At 52.7% G+C, this 16,627-nt stretch carries 16 protein-coding genes; 13 read left to right on the top strand and 3 right to left on the bottom strand.

The window, feature by feature from the left end; all coding sequences use genetic code 11:
* Positions 1-22 precede the first annotated feature (22 nt).
* The 12 genes from ACGYLY_RS18870 (at position 23) to ACGYLY_RS18815 (ending at position 11,596) form a co-directional block, all read left to right on the top strand.
* A complete protein-coding gene (locus ACGYLY_RS18870) occupies positions 23-517 on the top strand; it encodes a hypothetical protein (protein ID WP_395284253.1) in 495 nt (164 codons plus the stop codon).
* Between the two features lie 398 nt (positions 518-915).
* Positions 916-1,350, top strand: coding sequence for a hypothetical protein (locus ACGYLY_RS18865; RefSeq protein WP_395284254.1), 435 nt, complete (start codon positions 916-918; stop codon positions 1,348-1,350).
* On the top strand, positions 1,347-1,679 hold the full coding sequence (locus ACGYLY_RS18860) for a hypothetical protein (RefSeq protein ID WP_395284255.1): 333 nt from the start codon (positions 1,347-1,349) through the stop codon (positions 1,677-1,679). The genes ACGYLY_RS18865 and ACGYLY_RS18860 overlap by 4 nt, the downstream gene beginning before the upstream one ends.
* Positions 1,680-1,927: 248 nt before the next feature.
* Positions 1,928-2,155 carry a hypothetical protein gene (locus ACGYLY_RS18855; protein WP_395284256.1) on the top strand — a complete coding sequence of 76 codons (228 nt, stop codon included), beginning with the start codon at positions 1,928-1,930 and terminating at the stop codon, positions 2,153-2,155.
* A complete protein-coding gene (locus ACGYLY_RS18850; protein ID WP_395284257.1) occupies positions 2,156-3,274 on the top strand; it encodes a hypothetical protein in 1,119 nt (372 codons plus the stop codon).
* Positions 3,275-3,666: 392 nt separating this feature from the next.
* Positions 3,667-4,125, top strand: a complete 459-nt coding sequence (locus tag ACGYLY_RS18845) for an ester cyclase (RefSeq protein ID WP_395284258.1) — start codon at positions 3,667-3,669, stop codon at positions 4,123-4,125.
* A gap of 425 nt (positions 4,126-4,550) precedes the next feature.
* Positions 4,551-4,985, top strand: coding sequence for a TRAM domain-containing protein (locus ACGYLY_RS18840; protein WP_395284259.1), 435 nt, complete (start codon positions 4,551-4,553; stop codon positions 4,983-4,985).
* A gap of 659 nt (positions 4,986-5,644) precedes the next feature.
* Positions 5,645-6,181 carry a sugar-specific transcriptional regulator TrmB gene (locus ACGYLY_RS18835; protein WP_395284260.1) on the top strand — a complete coding sequence of 179 codons (537 nt, stop codon included), beginning with the start codon at positions 5,645-5,647 and terminating at the stop codon, positions 6,179-6,181.
* Complete coding sequence (locus tag ACGYLY_RS18830) at positions 6,178-6,636, top strand: hypothetical protein (RefSeq protein ID WP_395284261.1); 459 nt, start codon at positions 6,178-6,180, stop codon at positions 6,634-6,636. The genes ACGYLY_RS18835 and ACGYLY_RS18830 overlap by 4 nt, the downstream gene beginning before the upstream one ends.
* A gap of 1,167 nt (positions 6,637-7,803) precedes the next feature.
* Positions 7,804-8,382 carry a hypothetical protein gene (locus ACGYLY_RS18825; RefSeq protein ID WP_395284262.1) on the top strand — a complete coding sequence of 193 codons (579 nt, stop codon included), beginning with the start codon at positions 7,804-7,806 and terminating at the stop codon, positions 8,380-8,382.
* Positions 8,383-8,517: 135 nt separating this feature from the next.
* Positions 8,518-9,810 carry a TIGR00341 family protein gene (locus ACGYLY_RS18820; RefSeq protein ID WP_395284263.1) on the top strand — a complete coding sequence of 431 codons (1,293 nt, stop codon included), beginning with the start codon at positions 8,518-8,520 and terminating at the stop codon, positions 9,808-9,810.
* A gap of 469 nt (positions 9,811-10,279) precedes the next feature.
* Positions 10,280-11,596, top strand: coding sequence for an aspartate aminotransferase family protein (locus ACGYLY_RS18815; RefSeq protein ID WP_395284264.1), 1,317 nt, complete (start codon positions 10,280-10,282; stop codon positions 11,594-11,596).
* Between the two features lie 66 nt (positions 11,597-11,662).
* Here the strand turns inward: ACGYLY_RS18815 and ACGYLY_RS18810 are convergent, their stop codons facing one another.
* Positions 11,663-13,135 (bottom strand): CoA-acylating methylmalonate-semialdehyde dehydrogenase, encoded by a 1,473-nt coding sequence (locus ACGYLY_RS18810; RefSeq protein WP_395284265.1) that lies wholly within the window; start codon positions 13,133-13,135, stop codon positions 11,663-11,665.
* Positions 13,136-13,426: 291 nt separating this feature from the next.
* Between ACGYLY_RS18810 and ACGYLY_RS18805 the strand changes: the two genes are divergently transcribed.
* Positions 13,427-13,939: an Lrp/AsnC family transcriptional regulator gene (locus tag ACGYLY_RS18805; protein ID WP_395284266.1), complete on the top strand. Its 513-nt coding sequence runs from the start codon at positions 13,427-13,429 to the stop codon at positions 13,937-13,939.
* Between the two features lie 11 nt (positions 13,940-13,950).
* Here ACGYLY_RS18805 and ACGYLY_RS18800 read toward each other — a convergent pair whose 3' ends face one another.
* Together ACGYLY_RS18800 and ACGYLY_RS18795 are read right to left on the bottom strand one after the other, a co-directional pair.
* Positions 13,951-15,105, bottom strand: a complete 1,155-nt coding sequence (locus ACGYLY_RS18800) for an NAD(P)/FAD-dependent oxidoreductase (protein ID WP_395284267.1) — start codon at positions 15,103-15,105, stop codon at positions 13,951-13,953.
* Positions 15,106-15,190: 85 nt separating this feature from the next.
* Positions 15,191-16,582: an aspartate aminotransferase family protein gene (locus ACGYLY_RS18795; protein WP_395284268.1), complete on the bottom strand. Its 1,392-nt coding sequence runs from the start codon at positions 16,580-16,582 to the stop codon at positions 15,191-15,193.
* Positions 16,583-16,627: the final 45 nt, after the last annotated feature.

Below are 16,627 nucleotides of genomic sequence, written 5' to 3'. Positions count from 1 at the left end.
TTTGTATCGGAGGACAGGACTAATGGCGTCCTTCGACGAGAAACCCAACGGCGGGCTGCTCTCCCTCGAGGCCCAATTCGGCACAAAAACCTTCCACCCCGTCAAACGCCTCGAACCCACCCCCGACACCGCCGCTCAGGATCCAGACCAACCCACACCCACTACCGACGAGCCAATCACTCGCGCGTACCTCGTCGAACTCCGCGTGGGCTTTCAAACCCGAACTAAGACCACCGACCAAGCGCCCTACCTGTACTGCATCTACGCCACGCCGGACTGCCAGCACTTCTTCGAACGTCGCATCCCGATCGACTATGGCGTAGAGGGCTTCCAGATTCCCGAGGATACCGACACCTACCGCTCGGTTGCCACCACCAAAACGGGCAATCCGAACCTCCCCTCGACACCACCAGAAGAAACCCCACAGGAAACCCGCACACACTACCAGCGCATCCTCAAACGGTGCTACGACCTCGACGCCACTACCCACACCACTACAACCGAGGTGCACGCGTAGATGTCCCACACCGAACGCCCTTCCCGAAGAGCGCTAGCTGTCGGCAGGCTAGTAGATCACGACGGATGCACATTCAGGCGGCAGAATATGTTGTTTCAAATTAACGATGTTGTGTGCGTTAAATTAATTATCTCCCCCTCTCTGGGTGTGCCTGTATGGCATGACCTCCACGTAACCCACCGGGCCTCCTCGTCGATCCAAAGACGAGGCCCTGACCTGGTATCCTCCAGTACCGCATGCAAGCACCCACCCCAAACCACCTGGTTCCATCCTATGAAACACACAACCCGGAACCCTACCCCAAGACGTTACTACAGCTGCTGCGACCGCGCCACCGAACACAACACCGCCCGGACTACAATCCAGCACACCTGCCGGCACGATCGGAGGTGGTGCTGATGGGCGACCACAACTGCAACACGCCCCCCGCCACGTCCACCAAAAATGGATCGTGGTCGCCAGACGACGAGATTACCACCGACGAGATCGAAGCCACGTTCGAGCGGTGCCCCCATTGTGGCACGTATATCGTTCAGTGCAATGGGTCACACTCCTGTATCCCAGCCGACTACCAGCCCCATGCAGACGAGCCGGAAATCCGCCGTCGCATTGAAGCAAGCCCTTTCCCCGACGACGATCCGGTGCTCATCCGCGAACACAAACGGTACGACACGTACGCCTACCACGAACCCGATAGCGACGACACACCGCTCTGTTCGCTCGGTGCCGACCAGTCGTTTCTCACGCGTACTCGCACGCACGCCCACGAGCAATTCCTCGCCCCCTGCCAGCGCTGTGAACGCATTCGCGAAAAACAGGAGGCCGAGCAATGACCGACCAGGAGACGATCCTTGCCCTCGGGTGCACGGATCCAATCCAAATCCACACCCAACAACGCACACTCACGGGTATCGTCTATCAGTGTGAACACTCCGAGCCAGAACTCTCCTGTCGCGGGCCAGAGCCCGGTGAGCACGTTCTGTACGTCGCTACGCCGACCAACGACCTCTACCGAGTACAGTACCGCTACTACGACGAAATCGAGCATACCGAGGCCGACCTCGATCGGTACGGCCGTACACCCGCAGGCAAGTACGCCTGGTTACGCACGTATGCGATGGTTGAGGAAATCGTCGATCCGACGGGAGGTGAGCAGGCGTGACCGACGTGCCCAAGCCGTTGAATCCCCGTGATTCTGACGCGCTCGTCACACACCTCACACCGAGTGACTGCGTTCGGATTACGACAACTGAGCTCCCGCGAACGATCTGTACGGTCAAAGCAACGAGCCCGCCGTCACACGAGGGTCCACAGCTCGTCCTGACGACCCCACCAATCACAACGAACGCACAAAACGGCCTACAGCAAGCCACATTCCACTGCTTCAGTCAGTCCGACGCTGGTTCTGCCATGACTGTTCTCGAGTATCTCCACACACCGAACCAGACGACGTCTCGTTGTATCGGCACGCTCACTACCGTCGCCCACCTCCCGCGTCTCTCCATGCCACCGGAGGACACCGCAGTTCCAATGAAGCGCCACGCCACTGAAGACCCCACTATTTCCACTGAATTCACCGAGGAAACCGCCCTCAAACCACCAGAAACAGGCGATTCGATTTCAGGAGGTGACCGATAGATGGCAGCATCCACTAGATCAGTTACGCAGCCACAACAGTCCCAGCCCACCCCGAAAAACGTCCAGAAGACTTTCTGGACGGACAGTCCTGGTAACGCCCAACTCGATGCACTTGCTGCACTCAACGACTGTTCGCAGGGTGCACTCCTTCGGTCACTCATCGACGAAGCATTCACCGAGCAGTTCAGCGACCTCGATCCCCACCATATCGAACAAGGTCGAGTGTCCATCGAGGATCTCCAGGCACTCGCGAACGACGAACTCACCGTCGATGACCTGGACCTAACGACCGACACAGCCGAGACCGTCACAGAATACGAATCAGACTCGTACTATCTCACAGTCACTCCGGATGACCTCGCTGAACCTGGCCCTGTACTCGATTGGGAGACGCTCCGTGATGCCACGAAAAATCCAGAAGACGGCGGCTACTGGAACGACGAGCTCGAAATCCACGAAAGCCGAGTTGGCGAGGAGACGCTGAAAGCCAGTCACCGACCAGCCGCCCGCATCCTCACCGGCGTTGCTCGCTCACAAGCCTACAAGAATGGAGTCGTGCCCCACGCCATGATCGAGGATCTTGTTGAGAACTACTGTCTGCATCTCACGAATCGACTTACAGATACCGAACAAGAACGTGGAGAGGGGTACATTTACGAGACGTATACGGGTCTCATCACCGATCAGTTGTACGAGAACCCATCACCAGTTGCGAACTCCTACTACGCGACAAAACCCCATCTCCAGGCTAGACTGCAGGCAGAGATCGAAACGGCCGAAGATGTTACGGACCGCGCCGAGACGGTCACTGACTTCGAGGTGTGGCAACAGACACAGGATGGCACCACCAACGATGAGATCCTTCACGATCAGTGGTATTCAGACCTCATAACGTGGCTTGAGGACATCGCTCGGGCAAAACACGCTGGACGCACCTATGTCACAGAACTCCGCCGCGACACCGACAACAATGCGGATGGCGGGACTGAAACAGCTTTCGACAGTTTGCATGCGAATATTCACGATGCACTCGAGGCGTTCGATACTCTCCCGGCAGAGGTAAGGGTCGATATTAACGAGAGCCTCGACGATAGACTGCTCGCCGTTATTAGCGACTAACCACACACGAGCCTGAAACGCCGCAGAGGAAGTAGCGACAGCGCTCGAATTCAGATGGCAGCTAGGCGGTAGTGATCCAAACGTAGTCGAAGGATCGGTGGAAATACACGAGGTGGTGAGTATGAGAGTCAATGGAGAATTGCCATAGACTCATCTCAGACGAGTAATTAGAAGCGACACACTACTCGGAACGACACGTTCTCATCATAGACAGAGTGAGTGTAGATGTCTCTCTGAGACGTCACAACGACACTGCAGGAGCACGACAGTACGGATCTGATGGAGTAACGTCCGAGTAGAGACCGGTATGTCGATACGGTTCTCGCTACTCCAGTTCATAACTAAGCAAAAAGATAGCGTCGGAGTTGTGCGGACACGAGGAGAAGACTATTATGAGCACTACAACCGAAGAAAACGAGCATCTTACACAACGCCTCAACGAGGAGGTCTGGGAGCGACACAACTTCGATGTGATCGATGAGTTAGTGGCCGAAGACTACGTTTTACACGACCAATCCATGCCAGAACCGATGCGTGGGCGTGAGGTCTACCGAGAAATGGCCGAAATGGGTGCTGGTATCATAGATGGACCGCTTGTCACCGAACAACTCATCTCTACCGACGATTACGTGATCGGACGCTGGTCACAGACGGGTGAATTCGTTGGGGAGATGATGGGGATCGAACCAACACATGAAGAAGTGACCGTCACGGGAATCGACATTAACAGATTTGAGGATGGGAAACTCGCCGAAACGTGGCAGGAAGTCAACATCCTCGGCATGCTCATGCAGATCGGCGCGCTTCCGGATGAGCTCGTTGCCGCAATGGAAATGGACGACCAACCATAAAAGGGAGAACTGGCGTTGTAGTCCAATTTTTCGGGATTGTCGAATAGACGAGTACTGTCCCTTTCTATGAGAGAGAGCAGGTCAGGAACGCACTAGAAGCGATGTCACTTCGCGAGAAACCCGCTGATCAAGACACGTCATTCCCGATAAAACCCACTCTCGATGGTGAATCAGACCCCGGGTCGTCTCGGACGGCCTGAAATCCCCTGGTGGGATTCCCGCGTTGACGAGACGCGTTGTGTCTCGTTCGCACACCAGAACGCGAAGCGTTCTAGGGACGACTTGAGGCGCGGGAGGAGATCAATGTCGAGTCACCTTCTACAGCTGGATCAGGCCAAGCCCCGAGCCGATTCACACCCGTACTGCCGCTTCTTGTGAAAGATACAAGCACAGATTCTTGTATTTTCGTGAGAAAAAACAGACAGATGGATATCCCCGACCAACTGCGCTGTCTTTTCAGTGGTAAACTCGAAGCAGAGGATGGCTCATATACGTTCACAATTCCACATCGAGAGATCAGAGACGGCGATATCCAGCCAGATACCGCCTATCGTGTGGCAATACTGAACCAGCCGTCGCCAGCGGCCAGCACTAAACAAGAACCAGCATCACAGACGACACACGACGAACAGAACTCACAACACAACACAAGCAATCCAACACCGCCTGTCGAAGAGGGGGAGCACCGAACGGTCGAAATCGAGGATATCGGTGAACAAGGCGATGGGATTGCCCGTGTCGAACGGGGCTATGTAATCATTGTGCCAGACACAGAAAAACACGACCGTGTCACCATCGAGATCGACAGCGTCAGACCCACTGTCGCCTTCGCTGAGGTCGTCGAACAGAAAGGAGAGTAACGCATCCGCTTCTACGCCCAACTGAGATACCGACAGCGTTACACGAGTGATATCACTCGCTGAACCGTCGTTCAGACGTAACCACCAATTCTTCGGAAATCATCGGTTTCGAGACCGCTAGCTCGCCTTGAACAGAGTGATATCACAATCGTCGGTCTTCTTTTCGTTCACACGATTCCACCAAATCCGACCGGTCGATGAAACCAAAGACGTTCTCACGGTGGACAGCAACACGAAAACACCGAATCGCGAAGAAACACAACCCACCGACGAATCACGCCGTTCCGGACGACCACGAGTCGTCCGTCACCACAAAAGCTCTCCTACGGACTTTTAGAGTACATAGGTACTTAAAATTATCCCTAATTGTAAGCGATTTAATTTTGTTTAGTTGCTAGTTTTCGTGGTGTTTCTCCCGTGTTGTTGAACAAGTGCCGTCTCTTTTCGTCGATTTCGTTCCTACCCCGAGACGAGTGGAGGAGAAACTCGAACGACGAGAAATCGGCTGATTGTGATATCACCTGAATTGGGAACGTACAGCCGACGACTACAAACGTCACAGTGAACGCTCGGTGATCGTATTCTATCCATTTCTCCTCGCTATCACAGATATTTGTGAGTGCCAAACATATATTGCGATATAGCACGTAACACTATCAATGACCGAGTTCGATCCCACTCCCGACCCAGATGCTATTGATACCGTCCGACAGCGGTGGCAGGAAAATACCGACACATTCGGGCGTGTGTACGATACGATCCTTGGGATCACGACGCCGACACCCTATGCTGACATCGCAGAGACCGCAGAGTGTTCACCGAACGCTGCCAAAAAGCATCTCGACCGACTCGTCGAGATGGGTATCGCCCGTACTAACCGTGAAAGTCGCCCGGCTCGGTACGAGCGCAACGAGGGCTATCTCGAGTGGCAGGAAGCGAGCCGCATCGCAGCCGATCTCACAGTCGATGCTATCATCGAGCGAGTCCAGCGACTGGAAGCCCACCGTGAGGAGTTCGAAGACAGATTCGAAACAACAGATCCATCCTCGGTTGAGGTCTTTGCACAGAACGATCACGAATCGATTCACGAACAGATGGAGGCGGTAAGCGAGTGGCATGCTGTCGAGCGCGATATTCGTCTCTACGAGCTTGCCCGGCAGCTAGCACAGAATGACGGCCATCTCGTCCCAGCATGAGTCCACCACCGACTGATGACGGCGGTGAGACAACAGGGCCGCCAGATCGACAGACACTCCGGCTCCTCGAACGGATTCTGACTGACGAACCGACCGTCGCAGCAACAGAGTTCGCGCCAGATACCTACGAACCGCGATCACTTCGAGCACTACTTGATGCTGGTCGCTATCCATCGACGGTCAACGCTGCTCGGCTAGATATTCGGTGGTTTACGACTGGTGACTTCGCGATCCACTACATCGAATCACGAGAGAATGACCACCACTGGGAATGCCGGTGGGACCGTCACCCCAATTCGCATAATAACCGTCTCCACTTTCACCAGCCACCAGACGGGAACAACGTTGAGGACATTTCACTCGAATCAGTGCATCCGTTAGATGTGCTCTCGACGGTTCTTGCTGCCATTGAACAGCGAGTCACTGAGCAGTGGGAAGCACAATCACAAGGGTGACTACCGAGCAAAAAGCTACCAAATCGAAGATTTCGAAGCGTCTGCAATCCTGCCGATTCAACGTCCCTTTCTGCTCTATACAGATGGACGACGATATCTAGATTGTGGTGGAGAGAACAGGATAGCGTTCTTGTGTGCGTGACATCCAACGACTAACGTTGTGGGCTTCCCACGCCCACCAATGGGCGGTTCTGTGTTCTCTTCGGGTTCGTACCCTGACGAGGTGCTGGCTCTGCCACGGAGCCGGTACTCCGATTTCGTCTGTTTCCCGGACGAGACTCGGAGTTACGTGGTTGTTTTGCGTCGGTTCGCCGTCCGTGGGCTTACTTTTTGATGCGGCAAACACCGAGTCAACTGCTAGTTGTCGGACTGTCAAAGTCCGATGGGGCACCATCGAATCAACACCGAGAGATACACATGGAGAGCGCCTAAGACTTTCGTTAACAGCACTTGAACAGATGAAAACGGCGATTCATCCCACGACTAAAGCTCGTGGGTTTTCTCGCCTGCAATTCTATAACAAATGGGTACTCAGAAATACAAGCCAGAAAGCATACACAGGGAATAGAATCACTGTGTACAGAGCCTAGGACCAGTTCAGGTTCCAACACCGCCCTTCACATGCGAGTGTTAGTTCTCACCTTTGGCCGCTCTAGTTTGATTTAGGCTAGTTCTGGCCCACTGATCCCACTCTTACAAGAACGATGGGTATCGAGTGATGGAAGAGATGGTGGTACTAGCGTGATGTACGGTGGGGTGCGTCATTTTCTGCGAAAGTGAAGGGGTTGCGTTCGCGAGCCCCCTCTATCACCACGGTGAAAATCAGGAGAGCGAGTCGGCCGAAAGTCAAAGCGTCACTGATTCGTGAACCCGATTAGAGGTAGACGCAACATTATCTCGAACAGGAGGTTCCTTCGAAACGGTACCGAGTACCTTCAGTGGGCGAAGGCCCTGATCAATGAATCGAGGAAGGTGAACAGCAGTGCTAAAACCATCGTTCAATACTTACTCAGCAAGGAGTGGTAATTATTCTCCGATGACAGTGACGATACAGGGTTGCTAACCGGAAACAGCAGCAAGATAACAATGCCGAAGAAGAGCGATTAGGACATCAAATGGTGTTCTCCGTATTGTTGAACTCGATTGTTACCCATCAGGAATAGTGACATGAAGGCATTCACTGAACAGCTGAACGATTCAATGAATCAAACAAAACTATCACAGGATCAGGTGTTCGAAGTGTTGAAAAACATGCGGCGGCGATATGCAGTTCATTATCTGCGACGCGAAAATTGTACTGTCGACTTTTCCGATGTGACTGACCACGTCGCTGCGTGGGAATGCAATACCACTCCAGCAGATCTTCTCAGCGAACAGCGAAAACGCGTCTATGTTTCGCTGTATCAGACCCACATTCCGGCACTTGCCGATGCTGGGATCATCGACTATGACCCAGAGACCGGGGAAATCCAGCCGACAAGCCACATACGAGCATTTGACAACTATCTAAACGCGTTCACCAGACCAGTGCTCCCATGGGACCGCTATTACTGTGGACTCACACTAGGGAGTCTACTCCTCTTCGTGGGGATTTGGATTCACGTCTATCCGGTGGCTGTTCTACCCTGGTTTGTAGCGATGCTTGGTATCATGACTGCATTCGGAATGGTGGCAGCTGCCCAGTATTGGTATACACAGAAGACGATTCCAGAGAAGCCATTAGAACTCCACACTACCGACGAGTAAAATCGATCACAAAAACACCGGCTAAGGTTAAGATAGTTAGTAATTCTATCATATGAAGGATTGTAATTATATAATTGTAGTATTTATACACTATACACCACCATTTATAAACTCACCTAATAAAGTGAGAGGCACATGCGACTCGTCCGAACACTCATCAAGGACGAAGACAAGGAAGCCGTTCTTCAGGTCCTCAATGACGAAGATATCGACTACATTGTCTCAAACGAGGTGAGTGACCGTGGAGAGATGGTCATCGTGGAGTTTCCAGTTCCTGAGCAGGCCCTTGAGGTCGTACTTGATAAATTCCAGGGTGCTGGTCACAACGACCATCGCTACACGGTCGTCGCCGATGTGAAATCTGCTCTCTCATCAAATATAGGCGAGATGGAAGAGCGATTTATTGTTGGGGAGGAAGAAGATGATAGTATTGCAAGCGAAGAACTCCGATCACAAGCGCTCGAACTACTGCCGAATGCATTCACGTATGTCCTCTTAACCTTTCTGAGTGCTGTGGTTGCAACCGCTGGACTTCTCTTGGATTCTCCAGCACTCGTCGTAGGATCGATGGTCATCGCGCCGCTTGTGGGCTCTGCGCTAACTGCGAGTGTCGGAACGGTACTAAGTAACCGGAAGATGATCGTCGACGGGTTTACTACACAGATATATGGGCTCGGGATTGCGATTATCGGTGCAATCGTCTTTAGTCTCGCCCTCAAAAACGGGCATTTTCTTTCTCCATCACTCCATCCGGGAGCGATCAATCAAATCGCACAACGTATCTCACCAGGATTGCTATCGCTTATCATCGGTGTTTGTGCTGGTGCTGCAGGTGCAGCGGGTCTTGCAACTGGGATTTCGGCGGCACTCGTTGGTGTGATGATCGCTGCAGCACTCATTCCTGCTGCCGCCGCAGTCGGAATCGGTATTGCGTGGAATATTCCAGCAATTGCACTTGGATCACTCATCCTACTTATCGTGAACGCGGCATCGATTCACGTCACCGGCGTGCTTGTACTCTGGTATCTTGGATATAGACCAGATGGGTGGGAATCTGGTGCTATACGGCCGAATCTCTCGCTCAGTCGGATAGGCCCATCAGCCGTAGTTGCAATTGCTCTGGCAGTTCTATTTGCTACCGCTGGTGGAGCTGTGGCGACACATGTGACGTTTGAACAATCAGTTAATCAGGCTGTTGGTGAGACACTTGATCAACAACAATACCAGAGTTTAGCGCTTATGGATGTTCAAACGGAATTCGACAACAAAATGTTATCTGAGCAGCCACAGAAAGTGACTGTGGTTGTTAGTCGGCCACCCGATCAAAACTTTCCCACCGTGGGGAATCACCTCAAGAAACGCATATCAGAAAGAACAGATCACAAGATAACTGTTGAAGTCGAATTTATCGAACGCCAACAAGTGTGAGTAACAGCCTCCGGTAGGCGTTATTATTCGAAAACAACTACGAGAACGCCACAGGACGTGTCTCTGCATTGACCTCAACGTCTGGAACGACGACTGAGGATTCAACCTCTACCCAGTGACAATCAGTACGAAGGTTTGAATCCCTCAACGGATTCTTTCCCGATTTGGTGCGACGAGCAACCGTTCCGATTTCCCGGGAAGAAGGCGAACTCGTTCATCTGCTAAGTTGCACACGGCAGGTGGGTGGACTGGTTCACCACCCCCGTGTATCACACCGAATGGCACCGCAATGTGGTTTACTTCCGAGAGGTGTGTAATTGTTTGCACGTGGAAGTCAGAGACAACAATCGCAAGCAGTTGGACAGTCGTGGGTGAGCCACATGCTTTGGTGAACTGAGTATACCTGTATTTATGTGATTCGAATATTTTCCAGGGAAGATTTCATTATGCCGGAGAAAAATCATGAAGTATGGCTCAGCAGGAGACAAGCGTAGACACTGCAGCATCGATTCATCACTGGTATGATCCACACAGTACTCCAATGAGTATTACAGGGAGTGACGGCGTCACGGTTTGGGATGAGGACGGCAACGAGTACCTCGATTTCTGCTCACAATTGTACTGCACGAATCTCGGTCATAGCAACGAAGCAGTACTCGATGCAATGGATGAGCAGGCACGCACGATTCCGTATGTTTCGTCCGCAAAACGCACACCAGTTCGTGAGGAGCTTGCAACAAAACTTGCCCAAGTCGCACCAGAAGGGCTCTCAAATACGTTCTTTTCGATCTCCGGGAGCGAAGCAAATGAGATTGCAGTCCAATTCGCTCGCGAGTACCAAGATGCACCGACAGTGCTCACTCGATGGCGCTCTTATCACGGGGGGACGTATGGTGCTGGTGCCTTGACGGGTGATCCTGACACGAGAACAACGATCGAGCGGCATGCGGCGACTTCCGGTGCGACAAAGTTTCTCCCACCGATTCCCAAAGCGTTCGATACAAACGATCCGGCTGAGCTCGCTCATCGAGCCGGTGAGCACCTCGAATTCGTGATTCGAAACGAAGACCCCGATTCGATCGCTGCGATACTAATGGAACCGGTTGCTGGTACGAGTGGGGCCTTCCCCGCCCCACCAGGCTATTTCCAGCACGTTCGAGATCTCTGTGATGAGTACGATATCCTTCTGATCGCTGATGAGGTCATCACAGGCTTTGGGCGCTGTGGGGATTGGTTTGGAATACAAACGGAGAACGTTTCTCCAGACATGATTACCTTCGCGAAAGGAATCACAAGCGCCTATACACCGCTTGCTGGTGTCATGACGACTCCAGAGATAGCGTCATTCGTCCAAACGAACGGATTCGATATCGGACAAACCTTCGGTGGTCATCCAGTCGGCTGTGCTGCTGGGAGTGCTGCAATTGATGAATATGCAGATGGTGTCATTGAAAACGTGGCCGAGTTAGAAGCGACGATTCAATCCAAATTGCAAGCAATAGAAGCGAATCATCCGGTTGTCAACGATATTCGCGGCCGTGGATTCCTCTGGGCAGTCGAATTTGCAGACCCCGAAACAGGCGAGCCATTCAATGACCCACGCGTCAGTGATGAGGAGAATCCAGTCGCAAACCTCCTTCAAGCAACGAGTGAGCGAGGGGTCTTGTTTGGCAGTGGCCGGCCGGGATTTCAGATAATCATCGCGCCACCGCTTATTGCTGATCAGAATGAGTTAGAACAAGCTCTGGACGTTCTCGACGAATCGATCACCACCATCTTTGAGTAGTGACGATACCAGTAGCCTGCAGAACGGGGAACTTATCAGCGGTCGAGACGAATACCCCGAGGCGATTCACACGTCTGGCCAGCGTTCGATATAGACTGCCTTGTCGGTGTAGAAGTGAATCATATCCTCTCCCTGTGCGTGGAGATCGCCGAAGAATGAGTCTTTCCAGCCACCGAAATGGAAAAACGCCATTGGCGCCGCAGTGCCGGTATTCACGCCAAGGTTACCAGCCTCCACCGTATGACGGAATTTGCGAGCATCGCTCCCTCGATCCGTGAACAAGCTCGCAGCATTGCCGAAGCGGCTTTCGTTGACGATAGTAAGTGCGTCCTCGAATTCTTCAGCGCGGACCAGCGCCAACACTGGACCAAATATTTCTTCCTGAGCAATACTCATACTCGGATCGACATCCCCGAATATCGTTGGCCGGAGGAAGTTTCCAGCTTCAGGAGTCTCAAGTGTACGACCATCTAAGAGCGGCGTCGCACCGTCATCGATACCCTCTTGGATATATTGTTCAACACGGGTTTGGTGCTCGGCGGTGATCAGTGGTCCCATTTCTGCGTCCTCATCTAAGCCATTCGTTACAGTAAGATTAGAGGCGATGTCAGTGACTCGCTCGGCAAATTCATCATAAATCTCATCGACGACGACGGCGACTGGATTGGCGAGACATCGCTGGCCGGAATTCGCGAATGCCGAGCTAACGGTTTGCTTAGCCGCGAAATCGAGATCGGCGGATTCGGCAACGACGATGTGATTCTTCGCGCCTCCCTGTGCTTGGACACGCTTCCCGTTCGCTGCAGCCGTCTCATAGACGTGCTTGGCAACTGGTGTACTCCCAACGAACGAAATGCCGGCGATTCCCTCGTGTTCAAGGAGCGTATTGACCGTATCCGGACCACCGTTCACTAATTGAACGATTCCATCCGGAAATCCCGCCTCTTCGATGAGATCGAATATGTACTGAGCGGTTAGTGGATCTCGTTCGCTCGGTTTGAGGATAAATGCGTTGCCAGTCGCGACAGCATAGGGGAGAAACCACAGGGGAATCATTCCCGGGAAATTGAATGGAGTAATCGCTGCAAAGACACCCAGTGGTTTTCGGACAGCAGTTTCGTCGATGTCCGGGGCAGCATTGGGAAGATGCCCGGCTTGCATCATGGATGGGATACCACATGCGACTTCGACGTTTTCGATGCCACGTCGAAGTTCACCTTTGGCTTCTTTGAACGTCTTTCCATGCTCTTTAACGAGGAGTTTCGCTATCTCGTCTTGATGCTCATCGAGAAGCTGCTTCAAGCGAAACAGTGGCTGTATACGTTCTTCTACAGGAGTCTCGCGCCATTCCTCGAACGCTTGCTGACCCTGCTGTACTGCGTCGTCGATGTCGGACCGTGAACTAAACGTCACCTGGGAAAACGCATCGCCAGTTGCCGGATTGACGATCTCTTGGCCATCACTACCAGATGGAGAACACCAAGACCCACCGATGAAGTTTTGTACATCATTGTCCTCGATTGAAGTTCCGAGTGTCATGCTACGTGTGTTCATATATCTCACCCCGCATAATCCTTCCTCACCAGTTTCAATGAGGATGAAAGATACAAGAACAATATCTTGAATTGAGTCAGGAATCGGTATTTTGTCTCAGGATCTATCTAATTGGCCAAAGATTAATCAACTCAAAGTGAGTATCCATCGCGTGCCGATGGTCGGTCAAAAGATCGTTTCCAATACTGTCCTGTCGGGAGTGCAGTGTATAGGAAATTTTCCAAATTACTGCGAAGATGAAGAATATTTTTTAGTATCCCTCGTCAAGCGGTACTCATGAGTGAGAGGACTGAACAGTCAGTCAAATTAGATGAGATAGACCTCGCCCTCTTGGAACGAGTCGAAACCGATTTCGACGTCAGTTTAGAGGAGCTTGCCGGAGAACTCAGTCTTTCGAAATCAGCGGTTCACTACCGGCTGAATAAACTGAAAGACAGCGGTGTCATCGAAGGAGTGACCGCACAATTGAACCCGCTCGCTTTCGATCTCGAGATGGTGGCTATCACCGATGTGTCGGTTACTCACAAGCAAGGATACTCCGAAACGATTGGCGAGCAACTCGCGATGATCGACGGTGTCGAACAAGTCTACTATACAATGGGTGACACGGATTTCGTCGTCATTAGCCGGGTCCAAGATCGGGATCAAATGAACGATCTGATCGATAGGATGGTGGCGATCGAGGAGATCGATGAAACATCGTCCAAGTTTGTCATGCAGGAAATCGAAAACGGACGACAGATCGTCGGGAACATGTCCGCTGACGTTATGGACTCGATTATCGACTAAACGAGAGAGGATCAATCTCCCGCACTGATACTCTGGAATTCGAAATCTGGTGACAGGGATTCGAATCGATCGAGAGCGAATTCATCATGTGAAAACGGGCAGTGAATGCCCGTAACGAGCGTTTGAACTACCGTTGCCGCAACAGGCGCGCTCATCACACCCCGACCGTGGAATCCAGTCGCTACCACCAGCCCCGCGGGGCCGTCATCGGGTACATCGATTATCGGCCTCGTATCGGGCGTTGCTCCATCAATCCCAGCCCACCCGTTGACGAACCGGGCATGTTCGAACCCGTGCATGAATTTCGGGAGAAGACCGGCAACGTGATTTCGAAACGCCTCGTCATCTTTGGTACTTGCATCTTCGGGAGCGCTTTCGGCAAACGACCAGCCACCGACGAGTAAATCTCCGTTCTGCTCCGGACGGAAGTAGACGTGTTCACCTGGAACCCACCCCATTGGAACATCTGTCCCCAGATCATTTTCGGGCGTAAGGACGACACACTGCGTTCGATACGGTTGGAGAGGAAGTTGGAGATGGTCGCGAAGAAAACGCTCACTCCGCCAACCTGCAGCGACAACAACGTTTGGAGCAGAGTAGGCACCTAAGGTTGTTTCGACGCCCCGTACCTGTTCGCCAGTAGTTCGAATATCCGTCACCGTCGTTTCAGTCTCAAATGTCGCTCCTCTCGACTCTGCGTCCTCTTTGAGTGTCATCGCGAACGTATAGGGGTCGACAAAACCAGTGTCGCCGTACTTGATTGCACCGACGTACTCGGAAAGGTCGAACCGAGGAGAGGCCGCTTCAACCTGGTCTGCTTCGACAAACGAGACGTCAATTCCCTGGGAGGCAAGGCGTTTCACGCGTCTTCGAGACTCACCTTCACGACCTGGGGTGACGAGTTCGAGACTTGGACACTCGGTAAAGCTAAATTGTCCAGTTCCATCATATCGTCGGAAAAATTCGATAGCGTGGTCGGCGATCGCGGGGATATCGGAATATGATGGTGCCATCGTGATTTCACCTGCAGCGAGCGCCGATGCCTCCCCTGCGATTTGCCCCCGCTCCAGGACGACCACATCAAACTCACTCGCTAAGGTACGAGCGATAGCACACCCGATGACGCCACCACCGATAACGATGACATCATCAGACTCACCCGTCATCGTATCACCGATCGCTCCTCACCATGACGGACAGCGGATGGATCGCTGATTTCCAACCCGACCAGTAATCCCGTAAATACATGGTCTATTCGTATTTGTGGTCTACGGCACGAAACGCTTCTTCTGCGACTTCGAGTGCGTGGTCAATTTGCTCCTCCGTGTGAGAGTAAGTGGTGAAGAAACGCTCACCTTGCATTGGATTACCAAATAAGACGCCGCTGGCGGCGGCTTCGAGCCACCAATCGGCGAACTGGTCCTCATTGGCATGCCATGTATCACGATACCGATGGATGTCATGGTCAGTCATATACACCTGTCCCATTGAGCCGATGTGTTGAACGTTAGCATCAACACCGACGTCGTCGGCTACTTCTTGGAGACCGGAGAACAGACGATTGCCGAGGCGATCAATGTGCTCATACACATCTCGTTCGTCGAGGATTTCAAGCGTCTTGAGTCCGGCTGCGGCTGAAACCGGATGTCCGTTGTAGGTCCCACCGTGGAACGTCGAGGTGTTCCACTTCGATGCTTCCTTCTTTCGAGGAGGGATGATTTCGTCCATGATTTCGGATTTGCCACCGAACCCAGCAATCTGGTAGCCGCCACCGGCAGCTTTGGCAAATGTCGTCATGTCGGGCATAATGTCGAACCGTCCCTGTGCACTCTGTGGGCCGAGTCGGAAGCCCGTCATGACTTCATCCCAGATTAGCACGATTCCCAGTTCGTCAGTGAGATCTCGAAGGAATTCGTGGAAGCCGTCACGCGGCAGGAGACAGCCACAAGAGAACATGACTGGTTCGATGATGACCGCTGCAAGATCGTCGGCCTGTTCACGGAGGATACGCTCGGTCGCTTCCTTGTCATTGTAAGGGAATGCGACGACGGTATCACTGATGGCATCAGGAATACCTGTTCCATACGAAACGGTGTTGGGAGCATCAGCCGGTCCGAGTGCTTCTTCGCTGGCATAGACACTCTGGAGTGCATAGTCGTGTGCGCCGGCGTACCCGCCTTCGGGCTTGGCGATTTTATCTTTCCCCGTATACGAACGAGCGACTCGCATCGCATGCATGGTCGCTTCGCTCCCGCTGTTCGCCAGTCGGACTTTTTCGATGCTGGGTGTCATCTCCTCGACTTTTTCCATGAACTCGATTGCGACCGGTTGCGGCGTAGCGGTCAGGTCGCTCGTATCGACCTGCTCTTTGACCGCATCGCGCACTTCCGGATGGCCATGACCGAGGATAATCGGGCCAAGTGCGAGGAGGAAATCGAGGTACTCGTTCCCGTCAGTGTCGTATAAATACGATCCTTCGGATTCCTCAACGTAAAATGGATACGGGTCGAACGAGCGAACGTTCGACTCGACCCCGAGGGGCGTGATATCCGATGCTCGTTCGTGAAATCGTTCGCTAGAAGTCGTTATCTTGCGGTACCGTTCTGTGTGGTCGTCCTCTTGTTCTTTGTCACCAAGACTCATCGTACCAGACGACGGACGAATGGCCAATAAATCTTTGGCTAGACG

The sequence above is a fragment of the Haladaptatus sp. CMAA 1909 genome (assembly GCF_043952005.1).
Lineage (GTDB): Archaea > Halobacteriota > Halobacteria > Halobacteriales > Haladaptataceae > Haladaptatus.
Note: the sequence above shows the minus strand (reverse complement) of the source record. Positions and strands in the feature narration are given on the sequence as shown.

Bases quoted from the DNA above. Each gene is read 5' to 3' on its own strand.
- ACGYLY_RS18870 (WP_395284253.1), top strand. From the start codon at position 23: ATGGCGTCCTTCGACGAGAAACCCAACGGCGGGCTGCTCTCCCTCGAG.
- ACGYLY_RS18865 (WP_395284254.1), top strand. From the start codon at position 916: ATGGGCGACCACAACTGCAACACGCCCCCCGCCACGTCCACCAAAAAT.
- ACGYLY_RS18860 (WP_395284255.1), top strand. From the start codon at position 1,347: ATGACCGACCAGGAGACGATCCTTGCCCTCGGGTGCACGGATCCAATC.
- ACGYLY_RS18855 (WP_395284256.1), top strand. From the start codon at position 1,928: ATGACTGTTCTCGAGTATCTCCACACACCGAACCAGACGACGTCTCGT.
- ACGYLY_RS18850 (WP_395284257.1), top strand. From the start codon at position 2,156: ATGGCAGCATCCACTAGATCAGTTACGCAGCCACAACAGTCCCAGCCC.
- ACGYLY_RS18845 (WP_395284258.1), top strand. From the start codon at position 3,667: ATGAGCACTACAACCGAAGAAAACGAGCATCTTACACAACGCCTCAAC.
- ACGYLY_RS18840 (WP_395284259.1), top strand. From the start codon at position 4,551: ATGGATATCCCCGACCAACTGCGCTGTCTTTTCAGTGGTAAACTCGAA.
- ACGYLY_RS18835 (WP_395284260.1), top strand. From the start codon at position 5,645: ATGACCGAGTTCGATCCCACTCCCGACCCAGATGCTATTGATACCGTC.
- ACGYLY_RS18830 (WP_395284261.1), top strand. From the start codon at position 6,178: ATGAGTCCACCACCGACTGATGACGGCGGTGAGACAACAGGGCCGCCA.
- ACGYLY_RS18825 (WP_395284262.1), top strand. From the start codon at position 7,804: ATGAAGGCATTCACTGAACAGCTGAACGATTCAATGAATCAAACAAAA.
- ACGYLY_RS18820 (WP_395284263.1), top strand. From the start codon at position 8,518: ATGCGACTCGTCCGAACACTCATCAAGGACGAAGACAAGGAAGCCGTT.
- ACGYLY_RS18815 (WP_395284264.1), top strand. From the start codon at position 10,280: ATGGCTCAGCAGGAGACAAGCGTAGACACTGCAGCATCGATTCATCAC.
- ACGYLY_RS18810 (WP_395284265.1), bottom strand. From the start codon at position 13,135: ATGACACTCGGAACTTCAATCGAGGACAATGATGTACAAAACTTCATC.
- ACGYLY_RS18805 (WP_395284266.1), top strand. From the start codon at position 13,427: ATGAGTGAGAGGACTGAACAGTCAGTCAAATTAGATGAGATAGACCTC.
- ACGYLY_RS18800 (WP_395284267.1), bottom strand. From the start codon at position 15,105: ATGACGGGTGAGTCTGATGATGTCATCGTTATCGGTGGTGGCGTCATC.
- ACGYLY_RS18795 (WP_395284268.1), bottom strand. From the start codon at position 16,582: ATGAGTCTTGGTGACAAAGAACAAGAGGACGACCACACAGAACGGTAC.